Below are 22,100 nucleotides of genomic sequence, written 5' to 3' on the forward strand. Positions count from 1 at the left end.
TAATGTTACTTCAAGTCTCTGGACGAACTGATATATGTGCACTTTATCCTAAATGGTTTGTTAATCGATTAAAAGCGGGATACATATTAGTTCGAAATCCTTATAATGAGCATCAGGTCTCACACGTAGATGTTACTCCAGAAGTTGTTGATTGCATCTGCTTTTGTACTAAAGATCCCAAAGCAATAGTCCCCTATTTGACCCAAATAGACAGCATGGGATACAATTACTATTTTATGGTTACTATTACTGCCTATGATTTAGATATTGAACCGGGATTAAGACCAAAACTAGAAATAATGAAGACGTTTATTGAATTAAGTAAGATGCTTGGAAAAAAGCGGGTGATCTGGCGCTATGATCCAGTTCTGTTAAATCAACGTTATACAAAAGTATTTCATTATAAAATGTTTGAAAAAATGTGCCAATTGCTCTTTCCGTATACAGAAACCGTAATTATTAGTTTTCTTGATATTTACAAAAATATTATTGGTAAGTTTGATGAGTTAACTGATCATGATGTAATAGAATTGGCCCAGCGGTTTGGAAAAATTGCTCAAAAATATCAACTTCATATTCAAACTTGTAGTGAGAAATATCATTTAGAGGAATATGGAATTGCTAAAGGTAGTTGTTTAGATCGAGGATATATTGAAACGTTGATAGGATATCCCTTGGATATCAAGACAAATACTAATCGTGCCAATTGTAGTTGTTTAGCGAGTATTGATATTGGTGCATATAGCTGTTGTAATCATGGATGTTCTTATTGTTATGCATGTAATCATAATTTAGTTGCAAAAAATATGGCAATTCATGATGATGAAAGTCCGATGTTGTTAGGAACTTTATCATATGATGATAAAGTTAATAAAAGAATTGTTGCTTCGAATAAAGTTCGCCAAATTAAATTAGATATATAACTAGTAAAATAAAGACTAATTTAATTAGATGATATGATAACCTCCCAGTAGACAGTGTAAATAATTAAACATTGATACAGGAGGTTTTTATATTGGGAAGAAAAAATAAATATTTAAAAGAACTAAAATTAAGTATTGTCAAAAGATATTTAGAGGGTGAAGGATCAACCATCTCCTTAGCCAAAGAAATAAATACATCAGGCAATATAGTGGCAACTGGGTAAAAAATATAATGCATTTGGTGAAAGTGCATTTGATATTTCTAATACAAATGCATCTTATACAAAGAATTTAAAAAAATAGGTCGTATTAGATTACCTCAACGGTGGGGGATCATATGATGATTTGGCAATAAAATATTGTATTCCGTCATCTAGTCCTATAAAAAATTGGGTAAAATTGTATAATAGTCATATAGAACTAAAAGATTATATTCCTGGAGGAGAAGATATCTATATGGTGAAAAGCAGAAAAGTCAATAAGGAAGAACGTATTGAAATTATAAAGTACTGTCTTGAACATGATATGGATTATAAGATAACAGCTAAGCTGTTTGAAACAACTTACGCTAATGTTTTTAACTGGGTTAAGAAGTATAAGGAAAAAGGAGAAGATGGTTTAGGTGATAAGCGTGGCTGTCGTAAGGATGATGAAAAAGTTGATGAAGTTACATTATTAAAACGTCAGCTCAAGCAGAAGGAATACGAACTTGAAATGGTACAACTGGAACTTAAGCTTTCTTGATCTTTATGATAGAATAGTTGTCGGTTATGAAGTTGGTGATCACAATAATAACATACTTGTCTTTAACACATTTGATAAGGCGGTTAAAGATAATCCTAATGCACGTCCTTTATTCCACAGTGGTAGAGGTTTTTAATATACAAGTTCAGTGTTTATAAACATGCTTAAGGGACATGGTATGACACAAAGTATGTTAAGGGTTCACTGTTGCATAGATACTGGACCAACGGAAGGGTTTTGGGGAATCATGAAATGTGAGATGTATCATTACGGAAAATATTACAATACAAAAGATGAACTTGTCAAAGCTATTGATGATTGGATTCATTATTACATGTATGAAAGAAATTAGAGAAGATTTGGAGTTAAGACACCATATGAAGTTAGAAATGAGGCATTCTCTTTACAAACACCAAATCAATATCCAGTACCTGAAAATAAAAGAATAATAAAATATAAAATAGAACACTATACAAGCAGCACAATATTAGCTGCATAAAGAAAAAATGAAGTTGTCGATGAGACAACTTCAATAATAATTTTAATTATTTCATCTGTCTACTTGACAGGGGCGGTTCAAGAGAATTAGTCCTTATTATTTAATCATTATATTTAACGACTTTACGATAACCAGTATTAAAGTCAACCTCGTTTTCTAAAGGTTCATTTTTGATTAGATGATTAATATTTCTAATTGTCAATTCGGTGAAATATTCTCGGACACTATCCCACTCAAATCCTCCAGAAACATGCGGTGTAATTAAAACATTATCAAAATCCCAAAGATCATCGTCTGTCTTAAAAGGCTCAGGATCAATTACGTCAAGCGCTGCACCATACAAATGACCAGCTTTAAGAACCTCTTTTAAATCCTGAGTATTTACAGCACTACCACGACCAACGTTAACAAACAATGCATCAGATTTCATCATTAATAGGCGTTTTTTGTTAAAAAGATTAATGGTTTCTGTAGATTGAGGTAAACATGAAATGATAAAGTCACCATGGGGTAAGATTTCTTCAAGTTTATCAATCGTATATAATTCATCAATATCCCTAGGTATTGGAGAAACATTCCTTTTTATACCGATCGTTTTGCACTCAAAAGCTTTTAAACGTTTAGCAAGTTCATAACCTAGATCTCCTAGTCCAACAATGATTACGGTACTATGATAAATTTCCTTTCCGCCACGGTAGCTTTTCCACGAATGTTCATGCATATTATTAATATAGTTTTTAAAATTTTTATTTAATGCTAGCATCATTCCGATAGTATGTTCAGCGATTGCTTTACCATAACTGCCGCTAGCATTGGCAAGACGTGTTGCCGCATGTAGAACACCTTCTTGAATATAATAGTCACTGCCAGCACTATTCAGTAGTATTTCTTTAAGATTGGGACGATTAAGTTCCACATGCTTCCCTGGATTACCGACTAAAATATCACAATTGTCAATCATTGTTTGGGTCACTTCTTTTTCCTTACTGTATGTAAATGAAAAATCCGGAAAACTTTTTTCTAGTTTGTTTATTTCATCTGTTTTTAATCTTGATAATACTAATATGTTCATCTAAATATCCTCCTATATAAATCTTATTATAGCACACTATCACATAAGACGTATGATGTATTTGCGAATTGTTTATTGAATGCTGATATAATTATTAAATTATAAACAATGCTGTTTAGTTATCAAAATTATGCTAAAATATTATCTAGATAATACTAATTAGCTAGGAAAGAGGGAAATGTATGTTATTGAAAGATCGGAGAAAATTAATCATTATTGGTGTTGTGGCAGTTGCATTAATTATAGGTGCAGTTTTTTTTATTTTTTCACGGGGTAAAAGTGCTGATGATTATGTAAAAGAATATTATGGTTATTTAGAAAATAAAGAATATGGAAAAATGTATAATATGTTAACAAAGGGCTCACTTGCTAAAACGAGTCAAAAAGTATTTGAGGCTAGATATAAAAATATTTATGAGGGGATTGAAGCTAAAAATATTGAAATTAAAATTGGCGAGGTTGAAGATGGGATTGTTAATTATACTTTAACGATGGATACTTTGGCAGGAAAAATAAGTTCTGAAAATAAAGTTGAAGTAAAAGATGGGGAGGTTGTTTATAATGAAGCGATGATCTTGGAAGGATTAAAAGAAGATTATAAGATAAAAATTAATACTGATAGTGCTAGTCGGGGAAAAATTTTGGATCGAAATGGTAAAGAACTTGCAACTAAAGGGGAGGCTTATTCTGTTGGTTTAGTCCAAGGCAAACTAAATGGAGAAGCTGATTATGAAGCAATTGGCAAAATAATTGGAATGAGTCGTGATGAAATAAAAAAAGTAATGAGTGCTTCATGGATCAAAGATGATTCGTTCGTACCGTTAAAAGAGATGGCAAAAGATGAAGAAGGAAAAGCTAAAGCTCAACAACTATTAACAATCAAAGGAGTTAAGCTAAATACTGTAAGTGTTCGTTATTATCCTTATGGAGAAGCTGCTTCACATGTTACAGGATATTTGCAGCAAGTAAATGCTGAGGATTTGAAGAAACATAAAAATGAAGGCTATAGTGAAACTTCTTTAATTGGGCGAAGTGGAATTGAGGCTGCTTATGAAGCAGATTTAAAAGGAACTGATGGTAAAGAAATTATAATTATTGATAAAAATAATAAATTAGTAGAAACATTAGCTACTAAAAAAGTTGAAAATGGTAAAGATATAAAATTAACGATTGATGCTGATTTGCAACAATCTTTGTATAAAGAATATCAAAATGATAAGAGTGCTTCGGTAGCTATGAATCCAAAGACAGGTGAGATTTTAGCCTTAGTATCAACACCGTCGTTTTCAAGTAATGATTTTATTTTTGGTTTTAGTAGTGCTGAATGGCAAGCATTAAATGATGATGCTAATAAACCTTTAACAAATCGTTTTAGAGGGACATATATTCCTGGCTCTAGTATGAAGCCAATTACTGCAGCAATTGGTTTAGAAAGTAATAAGATAGATCCAGATGAAGATTTTGGAGCTAAGGATAAGTGGCAGAAAGATTCTAGTTGGGGTAATTATTATGTAACAACACTTCATGCTCCAAAGCCTAATAATTTGAATAATGCAATTATCTATTCTGATAATGTTTATTTTGCTCGAGCTGCTAGTGAAATAGGAAAGGAAAAGTTGATTGAGGGATATGAGAAATTAAAGATTGGATCAAAAATACCTTTTGAATTATCTTTAAATGCTTCTCAATATCAAAATAAAGATAGTAAATTTGATGATCAACAATTAGCTGACAGTGGCTACGGGCAAGGTCAATTATTATTAAACCCTGTACAGTTAGCATCAATATATGGAGCGTTTGTTAATGAGGGGACGATTGCTCAGCCTTATTTAGTTATTGATGAAAAACCTAATGATGCATGGATCAAAGATGTTTTTAGCAAAGATACAGTTAAGAGAATCAAAGAGGCTTTAGTAGGAGTGATCAGTGATAGTAATGGAACTGGGCATTCGATTTATCATCAAGATATCGAATTAGCCGGTAAGACTGGGACAGCAGAATTAAAATCTTCACAAAATGATACAAGTGGTAGTGAGATTGGCTGGTTTACAGTAATGACAACAAATAGTGATAATCCGGTTTTAATCACAACGATGGTTGAAGATGTAAAAAATCGTGGAGGAAGCGGTTATGTAGTAGACCATATGAAAGTACCGTTAGGTAGTTATTTATATCGTTAAAAAAAGTAAGCGTAAGCTTACTTTTTTATAATTTCAATAACTTGCTGGATATCTTTTTTACCAAAATACACATCTTGATCATTTATGATCATACAAGGAACTGACATAATTTGATATTGTTCTTTAAGTTCGGGGAAATGTGCCAAATCAAATACATGGGCATCAACATTATTATTTTCAATTGCAATTCTTTGGCTTGCCATTACTACATCTGGGCACATAGTACAAGAAAGGGAGACAACTACCTTAATGTTGGTTGGTTTGTTAATTTGTTTAATTTCATTGATGATTTGCGTATCAAGCGGTTGTTTAGGACCAACTGCATTATAGATTGCAATTACAAAGGAATTAAATTCATGACCACCAGGAACAGCATGATAACTAATATTTAAATAATTATTATTTTCATCATAGAAACGCATTGCTGGTGAAGAGTTTGATTCTTCGAACTGATAGGAAAGTTTGTCACTGAGAGTAGTAAATTCTTCAATAAATGATTTGATTTCACCAGCAAGTTTACTATGATCGAGGGAGCATTTAATTATTAATTGTTTTTCTAATTTAGCAAAAATTGGAGCCAACTGTTGTTTTATTTTGGGGGTAATAAAACTATCATCATTTTCACTTGTTTCTTTGCTTGTTTGTACTGCTTCTTTAATCTTTATTTTCTTGGGGGAAAGTTTTAAAGCAGTAACAATATTAGGGATATACTTTTCTAATGAGGTCGCAGCAGTAGCGCCATCACTGACTGCAGTGACAACCTGACGTAATTCTTTGACACAAACGTCACCAGCTCCATAAACACCATCAAGATTAGTTTTTTGATTTTGATCGACAATTAAGTTTCCATAGTTATTTAATTCAACTTGATTTTTGAATATTTCAGTTGCTGGCTCATAACCTGCAAATACAAAGATTCCAAATGTGTTATTTGCTTCGGCATGATATGACCAAGTTTCACCAGTTGCGTTGTTTTTAAACGTTGCTTGTTCTAACTGGTGATTACCTTTAGCCTCAATTATTTCCGTGTTATAATGAACTTCGATATTTGGATGATTTTTAGCTTTATCGCTAACTTGTTTAGCACAAGTGAAATCTTCCTCACGGACAATGATTGTAACTTTACGAGCATATTTGGTTAAAAACACGGCTTCTTCTGCAGCAGCAAAGCCACCGCCAATGACAAAAATATCTTTACCGGTAAAGAACTCACCATCACAAGTAGCACAATAGGCTACACCATGACCTTGAAATTCTTTTTCGCCTGGAAAACCTAGTTTACGTGGATGAGAACCTGTTGCTAAAACAATCCCAATACTTGAAAATTCACCTTTATCAGTGATGATTTTTTTTACTGGTTCTTTCAAATTGATCCCTTTAACCGTTGCAAGTAGGAATTCTGCACCAAAATTTTGTGCCTGTTGTCGCATTGCTTCTGTTAGCTCTTGACCGCTAGTTTGTAAAATTCCAGGATAATTAACAACTTCAGAAGTAATTGTTATTTGACCACCGATTTTTTCTTTTTCAATTACAAGAACTGAAAATTTAGCTCTAGCTAGATATATCGCAGCGGACAGTCCAGCAGGACCACCGCCAACGATAATAGCATCATAAAGATTAGACATTTTAGATTAATCCTACTAGATCTAGTGATGGTTTTAATGTTTCTTCTCCTGGTTTCCATTTTGCTGGACATACTTCATCACCGTGCTCATAAACAAATTGTGAAGCTTGAACACGTCTAAATAATTCATCGGCATTACGTCCAACGTTTCCAGCGATTACTTCATACATAACAACTTTTCCTTCTGGATTAATGATGAAACTTCCACGTTCTGCTAAACCATCAGCTTCAATATATACATCTAGATCTTTTGCTAATTTAGCAGTAGGATCAGCTAACATTGGATAATTGATTTTCTTAATTGTTTTAGATGTATCGTGCCAAGCTTTATGAACGAAATGAGTATCACATGATACTGAATAAATTTCACAATTTATATTTTTAAATTCTTCGTATTTATTTGCCAAATCCTCTAATTCAGTTGGGCAGACAAATGTAAAATCTGCAGGATAGAAGAATAAGACATTCCATTTTCCTAATAAATCTTCTTTTTTGATTGTTTTAAATTCATTTTCATGAAAGGCTTGAGCCTCAAATTCTGTTATTTCTTTTCCGATTAATGACATTGTTTTTCTCCTTTTTTTTATTAATTTTCAACTACTTGGCTTATCATCCAAATAGATTTTGTGAATTCTTTAATATAATCATCCATTAAAGATGAAATTAAATAATTATTTTCATTATCTGCATTATTTTTTAATGATTTAATCCTATCTAATAAATAATTAAAATCATTTAGAACTACTTTATAGATATCTTTTGATGTAATATGTTCACCTTTGACTTCTTCAATTGCAGAAATATCTAAGAATTCTTGCATTGATGCTGCTGGTTTAAAACCAGTCATCAAGATAGCTTCCGCAACTTCATCAATGGCTTTATTAACTCCGTTATATAGTTCTTCTAATTTTGCATGGACAGTAAAGAAATCTTTTCCTTTAATATACCAGTGATAACTTTGTAATTTGTGGTATTCAACTACTAAATCTGCTAATAGTTTATTTAATTGTTTATCCATTGTGTTTCACTCCTTTACTATTTTTATTACCTTTTGTCGACAAAGATTTATAGTTATTTAGGTTAGCTCTTGCTAACTGTATAAATCTTAACATGGAATGATGATGGATACAAATATTATGCACCTTTATTTTTTATTTATGCCAAATTAGTATTTTATTGTATTATTTAGAGAGAATAAATTAATAAATAAAAAAAGTAGATTTAATCTACTTTTTTACAAGACTCTCGTTCAATTAAAGTACATGGGAGTGTTATTCTCATTGGAGTAGGAGAATTATATTTGCTTAAAATATTATATACCATACTTGCTCCATATTCCCCCATAAGTGATGCTGGAGCATAAATTGTTGTCAGTGGTGGATTAGTGAAGCTGGCTGCCTTAATATCATCAAAACCAACTAGTGAAATATCTCTTGGAACACTGAGATTATGTTCTTGAAGAGCTCTAAGAGCCCCAATTGCGATTGGATCGCTGGCACAAAAAATCGCTGATGGTAAATCTTTTTGATTGATCAGATCCATCATCATGGAATAACCAGATTCAGTTGTAAATTCACCTTCAAGTAAATATTTTTTGTAAATAATCTTATTTTTGTTACAATAATCAATAAATATTTCTTTACGAGCATCTTGATATACAACATTGTCTTCAAGATATTCTTTACCGCCTAAATAACCGATCTTATGATGATTTAAAGATTTTAAATAATCTAAAGCATCAATAACCGCTTTGTGGAAGTCTAAAGTGATCGTACTGTCATCACTATTTGGACTATGCATATCTAGAAAGATAACTTTATTTGAAATCTTTTTAAATTGAGAAATTTCATTATTATTAAACTTACCAACACAAACTAGGCCATCTACACCTTTCAAAACATCTAGATAGTTTTGATCGGCTCTAAAAGTTCTAATAACATTTATATTATTTTGTAAGCAAAAGTTCTCGATACCTTGTCTTATTTGTAAATAATAAGGGTCATCAATTTCTTGTTGCAATGAATACCATTGAACAATTCCAATCGTGAATTCATTTTTGGTTGCCTTTCTTTTCTTTATATAGTTTAATTCTTTAGCTGCATTAAATACCGCCTGCCTTGTCTCTTCAGGAACAGATAATGTTTTATCATTGTTTAAAATTCTTGAAACAGTGGCACTGGAAACATTTGCTAGCTCTGCAACATCTTTAATTGTAGCCATGATTACCCTCCTTGATGTACTTAATATTATAACCTATTTTCGGCCAATATAAAAGTTCCAAGCGGTAGAAATTATTTTTTCTATGTCAGTATATTTAGGTTCCCAACCTAATATTTCTTTTGCCTTTGTATTATTAGCAACTAATTTTGCAGGATCACCAGCACGACGTGCCGCCTTTGTAACTGCAATAGGCAGATTTGTAACTTTTTTGGCAGCGTTGATAATTTCTAAAACTGAATAGCCCTCACCATTACCTAAGTTAAATATGTTGCTTGGATTTCCAGCTTTTAAATAATTTAAAGCCTTGATATGCGCATCGGCAAGATCCATTACATGAATATAATCACGAATACAGGTACCATCTTTAGTATCATAATCATCACCAAATACATAAATACTTTCTCTAATTCCTAATGGGACTTGTAAAATTAATGGAATTAAGTGTGTCTCAGGATTATGAAGTTCACCAATTTTACCATTTGGATGGGCACCGCAAGCATTAAAATATCTTAAAGCTACAAAACTCATTCCATAAGCGCTAGAACACCATTTCATCAATTTTTCCATTGCTAATTTAGTTTCTCCGTATGGATTAGTTGGATATGTTTCATCGTCTTCCTCGATTGGAATACGTTTAGGTTCACCATAAGTTGCAGCAGTAGAAGAAAAGACAATATGTTTTACACTATGATTTTTCATTACTTCAAGTAAAACAATCATGCCATAAACATTATTATCATAATATTCTAATGGCTCTTTCATACTAACACCAACTAATGAATTGGCGGCAAAATGAATTACACCATCAATTTTTTCTTGTTCAAAAACATTATTTAAAAATGTTTTATCACGTAGATCTCCTTGATAAAACTTGGCTTTAGGATGAATCAATTCTTTAAAACCAGTTTGAAGGTTATCAACGATAACTACCTCTTTTCCATTTTCGATTAATTGATATACAGTATGGCTTCCAATATAGCCAGCACCACCTAATACTAATATACTCATTTTGAGTCCCCCTTTTTTATTTTTACAACGCTATTATAATTCTTTAGTAAACATTAGTCAATAAATTAGTAAATATTTACTTATAATTTAGTAAAAATGATTGACAATATTTATAGTTAGAGCTACAATATAATTGTGTAAAAGGGAGGAATTACTATAATGAACCATGAAATTAATCGGTTAATTCAGTTTGCTTTAGACAAAGAGATGATTACTAAAGATGAATGTGATTATTCAGTAAACCTATTATTAGATTTATTTGATGAAAATGACTTTGAATATGAAGAGATTAATGAACACTTACCGTTAGCGACACCTATTTTAGAAAAGATGTTGGATCATGCAGTAACAAAAGGATTAATTGAGGATAATACCACAAGTAGAGATCTATTTGATACTAAAATAATGAATTGTATTATGCCTAGACCCCATACTGTAAATGAAAAATTTAAGCAGAAATATATGGTAAGTCCTAAAGTAGCAACTGATTATTATTACAAATTATCAATTGCTTCTAATTATATTAGAAAGAGTCGTACGGATAAAAATATTATTTGGAAAAAGTATGTTAAATATGGAAATATTGAGATTTCTATCAATTTATCAAAACCGGAAAAAGATCCAAAAGAAATTGCTAAAGCTAAATTGATTAAATCAAGCGGATATCCTAAATGTTTATTGTGTAAAGAAAACGTTGGTTTTAGTGGCGATTTGAATCGGGCGGCTCGACAAACTCATCGAATTATTCCAATTGAATTGGCGACTGGAAATTATTATTTACAATATTCACCATATGTTTATTATAATGAGCATTGTATTGTGTTTAATGAGGAACATAAGCCGATGGTGATTAATGAGAACACGTTTAAGAATCTGTTTTCATTTTTAGATATATTTCCTCATTACATGATTGGATCAAATGCTGATTTACCAATTGTTGGTGGATCAATCTTAAGTCATGATCACTATCAAGGTGGAAATTATGAATTTCCAATTCAAGGGGCAGAAGTTTTAAAGACACTAATTTCTGATAAATATCCAAGTACATTGATTGAAGTGGTTAAATGGCCATTATCGACAGTTCGATTAACTTCAGAGAATAAAGAAGAATTAGTCGCTTTATCAGTGAAAATGTTAGATTACTGGCGCCATTATAATGCTCCAGTTTTAGATATAATCTCGCATACAGGGGATATTCCGCATAACACAATTACACCGATTGCTCGTCGTAAAGGTGATAAGTATCAAATTGATTTAGTCTTAAGAAATAATCGGACAAGTACAAAATATCCTGATGGAATTTTTCACCCTCATCAAGAATCACATCATATTAAAAAAGAAAATATTGGTCTGATCGAAGTAATGGGGTTAGCTATTTTACCAGCTCGATTAAAAGATGAATTAAAATTATTAAGTGACTGTTTATTGAAAAAAGCAAAGATTGAAGAATATCCAGAATTAGATAAACACCATTCATGGTATCAACAGTTGTTAGCGCAACATGAATTTACAGAGACAAATATTGATGAAATCTTGAAGGAAGCAGTAGCAATTAAATTTGTTAATGTATTAGAAGATGCTGGTGTTTTTAAAATGGATGATTATGGAATTGATGCCTTAACAAGTTTCGTGGAAACAGTTTTGAAAGGAGAATGAGATGATAAAGGTAATCGAAAAGATTGATGATAAAATTGATCTAATTCAAATGAAAAATGATGATTTAGAAGTTGTTGTTTCAAACTATGGTTGTACGATTGTTAAAGTTTTAATGAAAGATAAAGATGGAAATATTGATGATGTAGTGCTAGGGTATGATGATTTTAGAGATTATCAGACTAAAGACGCTTATTTAGGGGCATTAGTTGGGAGAACAGCTAATCGTATCGGTAAAGGTAAGTTTACTTTAAACAGTGAAACTTATACGCTGCCAATTAATAATGGTCCTAATTGTTTACATGGTGGGGTCAAAGGTTTTTCATATCAGATATTTGATTATCAAATACTTGAGGATTCAATTGAGTTTACTTATTTGTCAAAAGATGGTGAAGAGGGATATCCTGGTAATTTAGCATTCAAAGCAATTTACACTTTAAATAAAGATACTTTAATTGTACGTTATCAAGCAACTAGTGATAAGGATACAATTATTAATATTACTAATCATTCGTATTTTAATTTGTCGGGGGCTAAAGAAGATATTTATAATCATCAATTGTTAGTGCATAGTGATAAATATGCATGTGTTGATTCTGATGGATTACCGACTGGTAAATTTAATCTAGTAAAAGATACTCCATTTGATTTTAATTCAATGACAAGAATTGGTGATGTAATTGATAGTGATGATGAGCAGCTTAAATTAGGTGCCGGTTATGACCATCCGTTCATTTTTAACCAAGATAAAGACCAAGCTATATTATATCATGAAGCTACTGGACGTAAATTGACAGTAAGTACATCATTGCCGGGAGCTCAAATTTATAGTGCTAATTATTTAGATGGACGTATCGGTAAATATGGAATTGTATATCCAAGAAGATTCGCATTATGTATTGAAACTCAAAATCTTCCCGATGCAATTAATATTGAAGAGGACCCAACAACAATTTTAAAGAAAGGTGAAGTATATGATGAAATAACATCATATAAATTTGAGGTAATAAAATAATGATTAAAGCAACAATTTTAGTAGAAGAATTAAATAATAAAAAGTATGATGAGTTATTAAATGATATTTATGTAGATACAAATCTTTTAGATTATCAACGTGAGCGATATGTTAAAGCAATCAATAAATATGTATCATTGTATGGTGATACCGATGTAGAAATTTACAGTGCTCCAGGACGTAGCGAAGTAGGAGGAAATCATACAGATCATCAGCATGGTTGTGTTTTAGCAGCAGCAGTTAATCTTGATGCAATCGCTGTTGTTGGAAGAGTTGACAATAAAATTAAAGTATTATCTGATGATTTTGATATTGCGCCAATTAATTTAGAAGACTTAGAAATAAAAAAGGCTGAAGAAGGAACATCTGAGGCTTTAATTCGTGGGGTATGTGCTCGGTTAAAAGAATTAGGATATAATGTTGGTGGTTTTAATGCTTTTATTACTAGTGATGTATTAATGGGAGCAGGATTATCATCTTCAGCAGCTTTTGAAACGATTATTGGTACTATTATTTCTGGTTTATATAATGATATGACTATTGACCCTGTTGTAATTGCTCAAGTTGGTCAATATGCTGAAAATGTATACTTTGGTAAACCTTGTGGTTTAATGGATCAATGTGCTAGTTCAGTAGGTAGCTTGATTAATATTGATTTTAATGATGTGGCTAAGCCAATTGTTAATAAAGTAGATGTTGATTTTTCTAAATTTGGACACAGTTTATGTATTGTTGATACAAAAGGATCACATGCTGATTTAACTGATGAATATGCAGCAATTCCTATGGAAATGAAAAAAGTAGCTAACTATTTTGGTAAAGAATTTTTACGTGAAGTAGATGAGGAAGATTTCTTTAATGATATAGCAGGTGCTAGAAAAGCTTGTCAAGACCGGGCAGTTTTAAGAGCAATTCATTTATTTGAAGAAAATAAACGGGTTGATCAAGAAGTTAAGGCTTTAAACAATAGTGATTTTGAAACATTTAAAAAAGTTGTTAAGGAATCTGGAGATAGTTCTTATAAGTTCTTGCAAAATGTGTATGCAAACTGCGATGTTCAGAATCAAAGTGTTTCAATTGGATTAGCCATGTCAGAAAAAATTATTGGCCGAAATGGCGTTTGTCGGGTTCATGGTGGTGGTTTTGCGGGAACGATTCAAGCTTTTGTTAAAGATGAATTTGTAACTGCTTATAAGACTGAAATTGAAAGAGTTTTTGGTAAAGGAAGCTGTCATGTATTAAAAGTTCGCAAGTATGGCGGTAAAAAAGTAATTTAAAAGTTGGGCAGAAGAAAGTGAACTCTGTTATTTGAGCATATTAAAATAATGGAGCTTCACTATAGAAATGCCCTTTTTTAATAGGAGGAAAAATGTATTATTTGGGAGTAGACTTGGGCGGAACAACTATTAAAGCAGGACTCTTTGATGAACAGTTACAATTATTAAAAATGGTTCAAAAAAATACAGGAGCAAGTTTGGGTGCAGATATAGTTTTAAAAAGAATTGAAAAATGTTTAGAAATATTAGTTTTAAAGAATAATCTTTTATTTGAACAGATAGATGCTCTAGGTATAGGAGTACCGGGTTTGTTAAATCGAAATGACGGTATTTCTTTATTTTCTCCTAATTTTAATAATTGGCACAATGTCAAGATCAAAGAATGGTTTGAACATAAGTGGCTGATTCCAACTGTAATTGATAATGATGTTAGAATGCATCTTTATGGATAATTGTATTTTGGAGCTGGGAAAGGTTTTAAAAATATTATTTTAATTGCAATTGGGACCGGTTTAGGTTCTGGAATCGTAGTAGATGGACATGTTTTATACGGTGCAAATGACAGTGTCGGAGAAATTGGGCATATGAATATGTATCGTCATGGGAGAGCTTGTCGTTGTGGTAGTAGTGGGTGCTTGGGTAGGTACGTTTCTGCAGTTGGAATGATCAATACGTTTAAAGAAAAGGATATTGATCATATGAGTATTGTTAATAGATGGGTAAATAATTGTGATGAGATCACTGCAAAGATGATCTGCCAAGCTTATGATTTAAATGATTCGATTGTCGTTGCGACTCTTAAAGAGACAGGAGAAATACTTGGTTATGGGATAACTAACCTTATTAACTTATTTAATCCTGAACGTATTATTATTGGTGGTGGAGTATCAAATGCAGGAGAGCGGTTATTAGCTTCAACTCGAGAGGTTGCTGCTATTCATGCTTTGGAAATTGCTCGTAATAACTGTGATCTAGTGGTTGCAGAACTTGGGGAACAAGCGGGAATGTATGGTGCAGCTAAATACGCTAAAAGAAAACTAATATTATGATGCCGTCGTTAAACTAGATAAATCATACAATAGTAATCTTTTTTATTAATATTAGATTAGTATTTTTTATCTCTGTGTTTAATGAGAAAAGAAGTAAAGTTTAAAAAGTACAAATTAGGTGAAAACAGTTTGTACTTTTTAAATTTGGTAATTATTACAAATATTCTTTGTTTATAGTAAAATTAGGAAAGAGAAGTTATCAAGCTTGATGTTATAAATGAGGAAAAATTGAGGATTGTGATCTGTATAAGCTTTAAATGGCCAATGATAAATTTTTGAAATATAGCTATTTTTAATCATTTGAAATAACTAGGATTTAATTAGACAATTGATCTGGGAAATAAGTTATTTTTCCTTAAAAATATTTTTGATAAGCAGATTGTTTTTTATATCTTTAATAAAAAAAATGGAGATAATTAAATTTTTTGCACGAATAATATAAAAGGTGCTCGCAATTAAATTTATTGTAGAAATGGTTCAAGGGGAAAATGGTGGATTATTATTTGGAAATGTCAATAAGAGAATTAAGTTATTGTATGACGATGAATATGGGGTAAATTAAATATTTTTAGTATTATTGATTATGATGTGATTATTTCAACTATTTTACCAATTATTCTCAATGAAAATATTGAAAAAATGAGCATAGTTTGTCAACGGGAGGACAATCTTATGCTCATTTATATTATACAACTTTTAAAAATTTTATCTATGATTTGAACTTGATTGTCATTTGTGGGATAATATTGAGCGGTGATAAAAATGAAAGATAGAGAGTTAATAGCTAGAATTATAATAAATATTTTAGATGTAAAAAATTGTCAACAGTGGGAACTGTTTACCGGAGAAGATATGTATGAACAAGTTTGTAATTATATCTTAAATATTAGTAAAGGAAATAATACTGCCGAAGAATATGCGCGTAAAATGATGGAAGAAAACAAACCGGTCATTGATAGGATTGTTCAAGGTGAAGATATTCCTAATGAAGAGTATAATGTGTTTACGGAATCTTTTAGAAAATATAACAGAAAGTTTAGAAGATAGTAACCCTATTTTTAATGATATTAAAAAGCGCCTAATTTTATTAGGTGCTTTTTATTAGTGAATCAAATATTCCTTTTCGATAATTGGCTTAAATTTGTCACAGGTAGCTTTATTCGTCACATTGGAAATCTCAATAAACAAAATCGGAGTATATTCTTCATTTACGATTGAATATGGGTTATTTTTAATTATTTGAAGAATTAACTCTAGGTCACGTTCTTCCATAGAAATATTATGTGCATAACAGATTTCTTTTAGATTATGTAATGATAGATTTTGCAAGCGATGATTCACTATTTGCCAATTTGTCATATAGCATCCTCCTTTCAAGCTATATATGATTAACTCATTTTCTATATTCATATTATACCGCTATGAAAAATGGATAACAAATGATATAGCTCATTGTTTTTTAATCTACGATAAAGTATTTTTGTTGTTATATTTAAAGATAACCACCCTAATAATATTTGTTTAACTTTCAACAAATATTAGTTTTTTCTTATTGTGAAAAAATGTAATTTATTCATAATAAATAGTTTATTATAGAACTGTTCATTAACGAACGGTTAGGAGTAGAGAAATGAAGAAAACCTTTTTAATGGCAATTTATCCTTATTTATTAAAGCAATATAATATTATGTTTGAAACAATACAAAAAAAGTATCAAATCACTCAAATTGAAATTGATGTATTGGCATTTTTAGCTAATAATCCTGAGTATCATCATGCTCAAGATATTGTCAATATCCGTGGTATCTCTAAGGCGTATGTTTCTTGTTCGCTTGACAAACTAGTCAAAAGAGGGCTCGTTGAACGCCAAGTAGATAATGAAAATCGTCGTTGTAATTGTTTGTTTGTAACACCATATGCTAATGAGCTGATTAAAGAAATTCGGGCTGTTCAAGATAATTATAATGAAATTGCTTATCAGGGGTTAAGTGATCAAGATAAAGAACAGTTTAACCGATTAATTAGCCAAATTTATGAAAATTTAGGAGGGAATAACAATGAATGAGCGACTTGCTAATGAAAAAATTTCAAAGTTACTGCTATCACTGGCGATACCATCGATCTTAGCACAAATGGTAACCTTGCTATACAATTTAGTGGATCGAATTTATATTGGAAGAATGGAGGATGGAGCTTTAGCAATTGCTGGAATTGGTTTGTGTAGTGCAATTATTACAATAATTACCGCTTTTACTAATTTGTTTGGCCGTGGTGGGGCACCATTAGCTTCAATAAGTCTAGGAGCTGATGAAAATGACCAAGCAAATAAAATAATCTCAAATTGTTTTAGTTCTTTAGTATTAAGTTCAATAGTTATCATGATTGTTTTATATATATTTGGTGAAGAAATTTTATTATTGTTTGGTGCAAGTGCAAATACGTTATCATATGCCAAAGATTATTTAAATATTTATTTATTGGGGACGATTTTTGTACAATTAAGTGTGGGAATGAATTATTTTATTAATTGCCAAGGGTATGCGAAGTTTGGAATGTTAACGTTAGTTATTGGAGGCGCGTTAAATATTATTCTAGATCCAATTTTTATTTTTACTTTAAATATGGGAGTAGCGGGAGCGGCCTTGGCTACGATCATTTCGCAATTTGTTTCCTTTTTATGGGTAATGCATTTTATTTTTTCGAAACGGTCAACAATAAAAATAAAGAAAGAATACTTGTTCTTTGATAAAATAATTATGAAAAGAGTATTGGGTTTAGGGATTTCACCATTTTTTATGAATAGTACGGAGGGAATCTTACAAGTATGTTTTAATCGACAATTATTATTTTTTGGCGGTGATATTGCCGTTAGTTCTATGACAATTATGGCTTCAATGGCCCAAATTGTCTTTTTACCAATGGAAGGAATAGCCCAAGGGAGCCAGCCGATAATTTCTTTTAATTATGGTGCTAGACAAAAAGAACGAGTTATTGAGGCAATCAAAATGGTAATTAAGGTGGCCTTGACATTTTCAGTAATAATGGTAACTTTGATGGAGTTGTTCCCGGCGCTTTTTGTTAGCATGTTTACTAACGATCCAGAACTAATGGAATTGGGGGTAAAGATGTTAAGAGTGTATATCTTTGGCTATATTATTATTGGTGCTAATAGCTCTTTTCAACAAATCTATACATCATTGGGCGAAGGAAAAAGATCATTTTTCTTTGCTTTCTATCGCAAGATAATTTTATTAATTCCTTTGATTTATATTTTACCTAATTTCATTAGCAATGGTGTATTAGCGGTAATGCTGGCAGAACCAGTATCTGATTTATTAACAACAGGAACTAACGCGATTTTCTTCAAGCGTTTTATCAATGATAAGTTGAAATAATTACATAAAAATAAGAAAGGCGACAGGATAAGTCGCTTTTTGTATGCAATAAAATTCACAGATAATCTATGGGTCAAGAAAAAGCTTTAGTGCAGAGAAAATTATGTAGTTATAATAGGAAAAGTTACAAAGAATATATAAAGAGTCAATTAAAAGGTGGAATAACTTGTACTTGATTTAAAATAAGAATTAGCGTAAGTGGTAGAGACAGATTGCATGAAATGAAGGAACTTTAGCATTTACTCTGTATACCTGCACATGAAAATCTTCAGCTTAGCCGGAAGATAATTATTTATATAAAATATAAATAATTATCTTATTAAAAGAATTGAAAAATTTATTATATTTTAGTAAAATATATATGTATTTCACTAAAATATAAGTAAAATTGGAGGCTATTATGAAAGGAACACAAGCAGATTTAAATTGGTTAGCAGATCCTAAAGTTTTTGCGGTAAATCGCTTAAATGCTTATAGTGATCATTCTTATTATCTCGATATTGATAAAGCATTGAATGGAGATGCAATGGAATTAAAGCAGTCTTTAAATGGACGCTGGTATTTTAATTATGCTAAAAATCCTAATGAAAGATTTGTTGATTTTTATAAAGAGGATATTGATTGTCATTATTTTGATATGATCGATGTACCAGGTCATATTCAAATGCAAGGTTATGATCAGATGCAGTATATTAATACTTTATACCCATGGGATGGGCATGAGAAATTAAGACCACCACATATATCAAGTGACGATAATCCTGTAGGAAGTTACGTTTGCTATTTTGAAGTAAATGAAGCATTAAAGAATAAAACAACTCGTCTGGTTTTTGATGGAGTTGAAACGGCTTATTATGTTTGGTTAAATGGAGAATTTATTGGTTATAGTGAGGATTCATTTACGCCATCAAGTTTTGATGTAACTTATGCTTTAAAAGATGGTGAAAATAAATTAGCGGTTGAGGTTTATAAACGCTCTAGTGCCAGCTGGTTAGAAGATCAGGATTTTTGGCGCTTTTCAGGGATTTTTAGAGATGTAAGTTTATATGCTATAGAAGACATTCATATTAATGATCTGTTTGTTAAGACTACTTTAAAAAATAATTATAAAGATGTCCAGGTATCGGTCAATTTAGATGTAATTGCTAAAAAAGAGGGCTATCTAAATACTGCTTTATATGATCAGAATAATAATATTATTTATCAAGCAAAGCAATTGCCATTAACTAATTTTTCGTTTGGACTGACTAATGTTAATTTATGGTCAAGTGAAAATCCATATTTGTATAAACTATTGTTAACCGTTTATGATCATGATGATAATTTAGTAGAAGTTATACCACAAAAAATTGGATTTAGAGAGTTTAAAATGGATCAAGGGATAATGAAGTTAAATGGTCAAAGAATTGTCTTTAGAGGTGTTAATCGTCATGAATTTGCTGCTGATAAAGGTCGGGCTATTACAAAAGAGGATATGCTATATGATATCAAATTTATGAAAATGCATAACATTAATGCAGTAAGAACATCTCATTATCCAAATCAATCATTGTGGTATGATCTATGTGATGAGTATGGAATTTATTTAATTGATGAAGCAAATTTAGAGAGTCATGGTTCATGGCAAAAATTAGGTGCTTGTGAACCGTCATGGAATATTCCAGGAAACCTGCCACAATGGCATGATGTCGTTGTTGATCGTGCTAATACAATGCTACAGCGTGATAAAAATCATCCTTCGATTTTAATTTGGTCATGTGGTAATGAATCATACGCGGGAACAAATATTGTTGCTATGGCTAATCATTTTAGAGAAAATGATCCGACTCGTTTAGTTCATTATGAAGGTTGTGTATGGAATCGTGATTATTGTGAAGCAACTGACATGGAATCACGTATGTATGCAAAAGCGAAAGAAATTGAAACATATTTACAGGGCAATCCTGCAAAACCGTATATTAGTTGTGAATATATGCATGCTATGGGAAACTCTCTAGGTGGAATGAAACAGTATACTGATTTAGAAGATAAGTATGCTCAATATCAAGGTGGTTTTATTTGGGACTATATTGATCAGGCAGTGTACTATACAAATGGTTATGGTGAAAAAGTTCTTGGTTATGGTGGAGATTTTAAAGAACGCTATACTGATTATAATTTCTGTGGCGATGGAATTGTTTTTGCTGATCGTACTATTTCGCCAAAAGCTCAAGAAGTTAAATATTTATATCAAGATATTATTATTAAGCCGACAGATGCAGGTGTCATAATTACAAATAAAATGATGTTTAGTAACACTAGTAAATATCAATTTGTTTATCAATTAAAACAAGGTAAAAAAGTTTTACAGGAGGGATGTTTCATAGCCGATGTAAAACCTGGAGACTCTAAAGAAATATTGATTCCGTGGTTAACAAAATTAGATAAAGAAGCTGTTAAGACAGTTAGTGCTTTATTGAAAGATGATCAAATTTGGGCTAAAGCTGGTTTTGAAGTTGCTTTCGGTCAAACTATAGTTGGTGAATATAAACCGCTCTCAGTTTCTAAACAACCGCTAAAAGTTATTATTGGTGATGGTAATATCGGTATAAGATACAATGATTTTGAAGTGATGTTTGCTAATAGTGAAGGATTAATTTCATTAAAATATGGGAACCATGAATATATCGCAAGAGCTCCACGTCCTGTTTTTAGCCGAGCATCAACTGATAATGAACGCGGGTATAAACATGAGGTGAATAGTTCAATGTGGTTTGGGGCTTCAACTTTTTATAATTGTACTAAGTTTAATTATGAAGTTGCCTCTGATTATAGTAGTGTAAAAGTATTTTTTGAGTATACTTTACCGGTAATTCCTGCAACTACTGTTGATATAGTCTTTACAGTACGGGCACCAGGTATTATTAGGGTTGATTATCATTATCATGGAAAAGCAGGATTACCAGAATTACCATTAATAGGAATGTGTTTTAAACTGTATGATCAAGTTGATCGTTTTGAATATTTAGGTCGTGGACCTTTAGAAAATTATATTGATCGTAAGGATGGAGCAAAAATTGATGTTTATGATTGTCTTGTTAAGGATAACTTATCGCCATATTTAGTTCCACAAGAATGTGGAAATCGCTGTGATTTGCGTTATTTAGCAATAACTGATGAAAAAGATCAAGGAATTTGTTTCAAAATGATCGATCAGCCATTCGAAGCAACTGTTCTTCCATATAGCTTGCAGACTTTAGAAGCTGCAATGCATCAAGAAGAATTACCAAAATCATATTTTACCTTTGTAACTATTTTAGCTGCTCAAATGGGTGTTGGCGGTGATGATAGTTGGGGTGCTCCAATACTCGAAGAATACTGTATTAAAGGTGAAGAAGATGTTGAATACGCTTTCGAAATTTGTAAGCGTTAATCAACTAAAAATCTTTTGATAAATGTTAT

General features: G+C 31.3%; 19 protein-coding genes and 1 pseudogene. 13 read left to right on the plus strand and 7 right to left on the minus strand.

Going from position 1 to position 22,100, the window contains the following annotated elements:
* Positions 1 to 2: 2 nt before the first annotated feature.
* The 4 genes from KSU54_RS06770 to KSU54_RS06785 all read left to right on the plus strand — a co-directional run bounded on the left by KSU54_RS06770 (position 3) and on the right by KSU54_RS06785 (position 2,019).
* On the plus strand, positions 3 to 923 hold the full coding sequence (locus tag KSU54_RS06770) for a DUF1848 domain-containing protein (RefSeq protein ID WP_003534481.1): 921 nt from the start codon (positions 3 to 5) through the stop codon (positions 921 to 923).
* Positions 924 to 1,015: 92 nt separating this feature from the next.
* Entirely contained in the window at positions 1,016 to 1,147 is a 132-nt protein-coding gene (locus KSU54_RS06775) for a transposase (RefSeq protein WP_217215502.1), read from the plus strand.
* A 232-nt stretch (positions 1,148 to 1,379) separates the two neighbouring features.
* The gene (locus KSU54_RS06780; protein ID WP_117792036.1) at positions 1,380 to 1,667 is read left to right on the plus strand and encodes a helix-turn-helix domain-containing protein; all 288 of its coding nucleotides are present in this window, start codon (positions 1,380 to 1,382) and stop codon (positions 1,665 to 1,667) included.
* Positions 1,668 to 1,845: 178 nt separating this feature from the next.
* Positions 1,846 to 2,019, plus strand: coding sequence for an IS3 family transposase (locus tag KSU54_RS06785; RefSeq protein WP_158558995.1), 174 nt, complete (start codon positions 1,846 to 1,848; stop codon positions 2,017 to 2,019).
* 247 nt (positions 2,020 to 2,266) lie between these two features.
* Here KSU54_RS06785 and KSU54_RS06790 read toward each other — a convergent pair whose 3' ends face one another.
* Positions 2,267 to 3,238 (minus strand): D-2-hydroxyacid dehydrogenase, encoded by a 972-nt coding sequence (locus KSU54_RS06790; RefSeq protein ID WP_217751456.1) that lies wholly within the window; start codon positions 3,236 to 3,238, stop codon positions 2,267 to 2,269.
* 182 nt (positions 3,239 to 3,420) lie between these two features.
* Between KSU54_RS06790 and KSU54_RS06795 the strand changes: the two genes are divergently transcribed.
* Positions 3,421 to 5,418, plus strand: coding sequence for a penicillin-binding transpeptidase domain-containing protein (locus KSU54_RS06795; RefSeq protein WP_117792038.1), 1,998 nt, complete (start codon positions 3,421 to 3,423; stop codon positions 5,416 to 5,418).
* A 17-nt stretch (positions 5,419 to 5,435) separates the two neighbouring features.
* Here the strand turns inward: KSU54_RS06795 and KSU54_RS06800 are convergent, their stop codons facing one another.
* The 5 genes from KSU54_RS06800 to galE form a co-directional block, all read right to left on the minus strand.
* Positions 5,436 to 7,043 (minus strand): FAD-dependent oxidoreductase, encoded by a 1,608-nt coding sequence (locus KSU54_RS06800; protein WP_008792758.1) that lies wholly within the window; start codon positions 7,041 to 7,043, stop codon positions 5,436 to 5,438.
* 1 nt (position 7,044) lies between these two features.
* Positions 7,045 to 7,608, minus strand: coding sequence for an alkyl hydroperoxide reductase subunit C (gene ahpC, locus KSU54_RS06805; RefSeq protein WP_003534474.1), 564 nt, complete (start codon positions 7,606 to 7,608; stop codon positions 7,045 to 7,047).
* Between the two features lie 20 nt (positions 7,609 to 7,628).
* On the minus strand, positions 7,629 to 8,060 hold the full coding sequence (locus tag KSU54_RS06810; protein WP_009009424.1) for a Dps family protein: 432 nt from the start codon (positions 8,058 to 8,060) through the stop codon (positions 7,629 to 7,631).
* A gap of 203 nt (positions 8,061 to 8,263) precedes the next feature.
* A complete protein-coding gene (locus KSU54_RS06815) occupies positions 8,264 to 9,262 on the minus strand; it encodes a LacI family DNA-binding transcriptional regulator (RefSeq protein WP_003534472.1) in 999 nt (332 codons plus the stop codon).
* Positions 9,263 to 9,295: 33 nt separating this feature from the next.
* The gene (gene galE, locus KSU54_RS06820; RefSeq protein ID WP_003534471.1) at positions 9,296 to 10,270 is read right to left on the minus strand and encodes a UDP-glucose 4-epimerase GalE; all 975 of its coding nucleotides are present in this window, start codon (positions 10,268 to 10,270) and stop codon (positions 9,296 to 9,298) included.
* A gap of 159 nt (positions 10,271 to 10,429) precedes the next feature.
* Here galE and KSU54_RS06825 point away from each other — a divergent pair, with 159 nt between their 5' ends.
* The 5 genes and pseudogenes from KSU54_RS06825 (at position 10,430) to KSU54_RS06845 (ending at position 16,311) form a co-directional block, all read left to right on the plus strand.
* Positions 10,430 to 11,926 carry a UDP-glucose--hexose-1-phosphate uridylyltransferase gene (locus KSU54_RS06825; protein ID WP_008792757.1) on the plus strand — a complete coding sequence of 499 codons (1,497 nt, stop codon included), beginning with the start codon at positions 10,430 to 10,432 and terminating at the stop codon, positions 11,924 to 11,926.
* A gap of 1 nt (position 11,927) precedes the next feature.
* Positions 11,928 to 12,938 (plus strand): aldose epimerase family protein, encoded by a 1,011-nt coding sequence (locus KSU54_RS06830; RefSeq protein WP_003534469.1) that lies wholly within the window; start codon positions 11,928 to 11,930, stop codon positions 12,936 to 12,938.
* Entirely contained in the window at positions 12,938 to 14,215 is a 1,278-nt protein-coding gene (locus KSU54_RS06835) for a galactokinase (RefSeq protein ID WP_003534468.1), read from the plus strand. The genes KSU54_RS06830 and KSU54_RS06835 overlap by 1 nt, the downstream gene beginning before the upstream one ends.
* A gap of 92 nt (positions 14,216 to 14,307) precedes the next feature.
* Positions 14,308 to 15,264: pseudogene (locus KSU54_RS06840) on the plus strand (ROK family protein).
* A 762-nt stretch (positions 15,265 to 16,026) separates the two neighbouring features.
* On the plus strand, positions 16,027 to 16,311 hold the full coding sequence (locus tag KSU54_RS06845; protein ID WP_003534463.1) for a hypothetical protein: 285 nt from the start codon (positions 16,027 to 16,029) through the stop codon (positions 16,309 to 16,311).
* 54 nt (positions 16,312 to 16,365) lie between these two features.
* Here the strand turns inward: KSU54_RS06845 and KSU54_RS06850 are convergent, their stop codons facing one another.
* Positions 16,366 to 16,623 carry a DUF2624 family protein gene (locus KSU54_RS06850; protein WP_008792754.1) on the minus strand — a complete coding sequence of 86 codons (258 nt, stop codon included), beginning with the start codon at positions 16,621 to 16,623 and terminating at the stop codon, positions 16,366 to 16,368.
* Positions 16,624 to 16,894: 271 nt separating this feature from the next.
* Between KSU54_RS06850 and KSU54_RS06855 the strand changes: the two genes are divergently transcribed.
* The 3 genes from KSU54_RS06855 to KSU54_RS06865 all read left to right on the plus strand — a co-directional run bounded on the left by KSU54_RS06855 (position 16,895) and on the right by KSU54_RS06865 (position 22,071).
* Positions 16,895 to 17,329 (plus strand): MarR family winged helix-turn-helix transcriptional regulator, encoded by a 435-nt coding sequence (locus tag KSU54_RS06855; RefSeq protein WP_003534458.1) that lies wholly within the window; start codon positions 16,895 to 16,897, stop codon positions 17,327 to 17,329.
* Positions 17,322 to 18,659 (plus strand): MATE family efflux transporter, encoded by a 1,338-nt coding sequence (locus tag KSU54_RS06860; RefSeq protein ID WP_008792753.1) that lies wholly within the window; start codon positions 17,322 to 17,324, stop codon positions 18,657 to 18,659. Before KSU54_RS06855 ends, KSU54_RS06860 begins: the two co-directional genes overlap by 8 nt.
* Before the next feature lie 400 nt (positions 18,660 to 19,059).
* Complete coding sequence (locus KSU54_RS06865) at positions 19,060 to 22,071, plus strand: glycoside hydrolase family 2 TIM barrel-domain containing protein (protein WP_003534454.1); 3,012 nt, start codon at positions 19,060 to 19,062, stop codon at positions 22,069 to 22,071.
* Positions 22,072 to 22,100 lie beyond the last annotated feature (29 nt).

Origin of the sequence: Erysipelatoclostridium sp. MSK.23.31 (assembly GCF_019125875.1) — a bacterium.
In the GTDB taxonomy this organism is placed as follows: domain Bacteria; phylum Bacillota_I; class Bacilli_A; order Erysipelotrichales; family Coprobacillaceae; genus Thomasclavelia; species Thomasclavelia ramosa.

Excerpts from the sequence above, each read along its gene's own strand:
- KSU54_RS06845 (WP_003534463.1), top strand. The coding sequence starts at position 16,027 with ATGAAAGATAGAGAGTTAATAGCTAGAATTATAATAAATATTTTAGAT.
- KSU54_RS06825 (WP_008792757.1), top strand. The coding sequence starts at position 10,430 with ATGAACCATGAAATTAATCGGTTAATTCAGTTTGCTTTAGACAAAGAG.
- KSU54_RS06780 (WP_117792036.1), top strand. The coding sequence starts at position 1,380 with ATGGTGAAAAGCAGAAAAGTCAATAAGGAAGAACGTATTGAAATTATA.
- KSU54_RS06830 (WP_003534469.1), top strand. The coding sequence starts at position 11,928 with ATGATAAAGGTAATCGAAAAGATTGATGATAAAATTGATCTAATTCAA.
- KSU54_RS06790 (WP_217751456.1), bottom strand. The coding sequence starts at position 3,238 with ATGAACATATTAGTATTATCAAGATTAAAAACAGATGAAATAAACAAA.
- KSU54_RS06785 (WP_158558995.1), top strand. The coding sequence starts at position 1,846 with ATGACACAAAGTATGTTAAGGGTTCACTGTTGCATAGATACTGGACCA.
- KSU54_RS06835 (WP_003534468.1), top strand. The coding sequence starts at position 12,938 with ATGATTAAAGCAACAATTTTAGTAGAAGAATTAAATAATAAAAAGTAT.
- KSU54_RS06815 (WP_003534472.1), bottom strand. The coding sequence starts at position 9,262 with ATGGCTACAATTAAAGATGTTGCAGAGCTAGCAAATGTTTCCAGTGCC.
- KSU54_RS06770 (WP_003534481.1), top strand. The coding sequence starts at position 3 with ATGTTACTTCAAGTCTCTGGACGAACTGATATATGTGCACTTTATCCT.
- galE (WP_003534471.1), bottom strand. The coding sequence starts at position 10,270 with ATGAGTATATTAGTATTAGGTGGTGCTGGCTATATTGGAAGCCATACT.
- KSU54_RS06800 (WP_008792758.1), bottom strand. The coding sequence starts at position 7,043 with ATGTCTAATCTTTATGATGCTATTATCGTTGGCGGTGGTCCTGCTGGA.
- KSU54_RS06795 (WP_117792038.1), top strand. The coding sequence starts at position 3,421 with ATGTTATTGAAAGATCGGAGAAAATTAATCATTATTGGTGTTGTGGCA.
- KSU54_RS06865 (WP_003534454.1), top strand. The coding sequence starts at position 19,060 with ATGAAAGGAACACAAGCAGATTTAAATTGGTTAGCAGATCCTAAAGTT.
- KSU54_RS06855 (WP_003534458.1), top strand. The coding sequence starts at position 16,895 with ATGAAGAAAACCTTTTTAATGGCAATTTATCCTTATTTATTAAAGCAA.
- KSU54_RS06860 (WP_008792753.1), top strand. The coding sequence starts at position 17,322 with ATGAATGAGCGACTTGCTAATGAAAAAATTTCAAAGTTACTGCTATCA.
- KSU54_RS06850 (WP_008792754.1), bottom strand. The coding sequence starts at position 16,623 with ATGACAAATTGGCAAATAGTGAATCATCGCTTGCAAAATCTATCATTA.
- KSU54_RS06810 (WP_009009424.1), bottom strand. The coding sequence starts at position 8,060 with ATGGATAAACAATTAAATAAACTATTAGCAGATTTAGTAGTTGAATAC.
- ahpC (WP_003534474.1), bottom strand. The coding sequence starts at position 7,608 with ATGTCATTAATCGGAAAAGAAATAACAGAATTTGAGGCTCAAGCCTTT.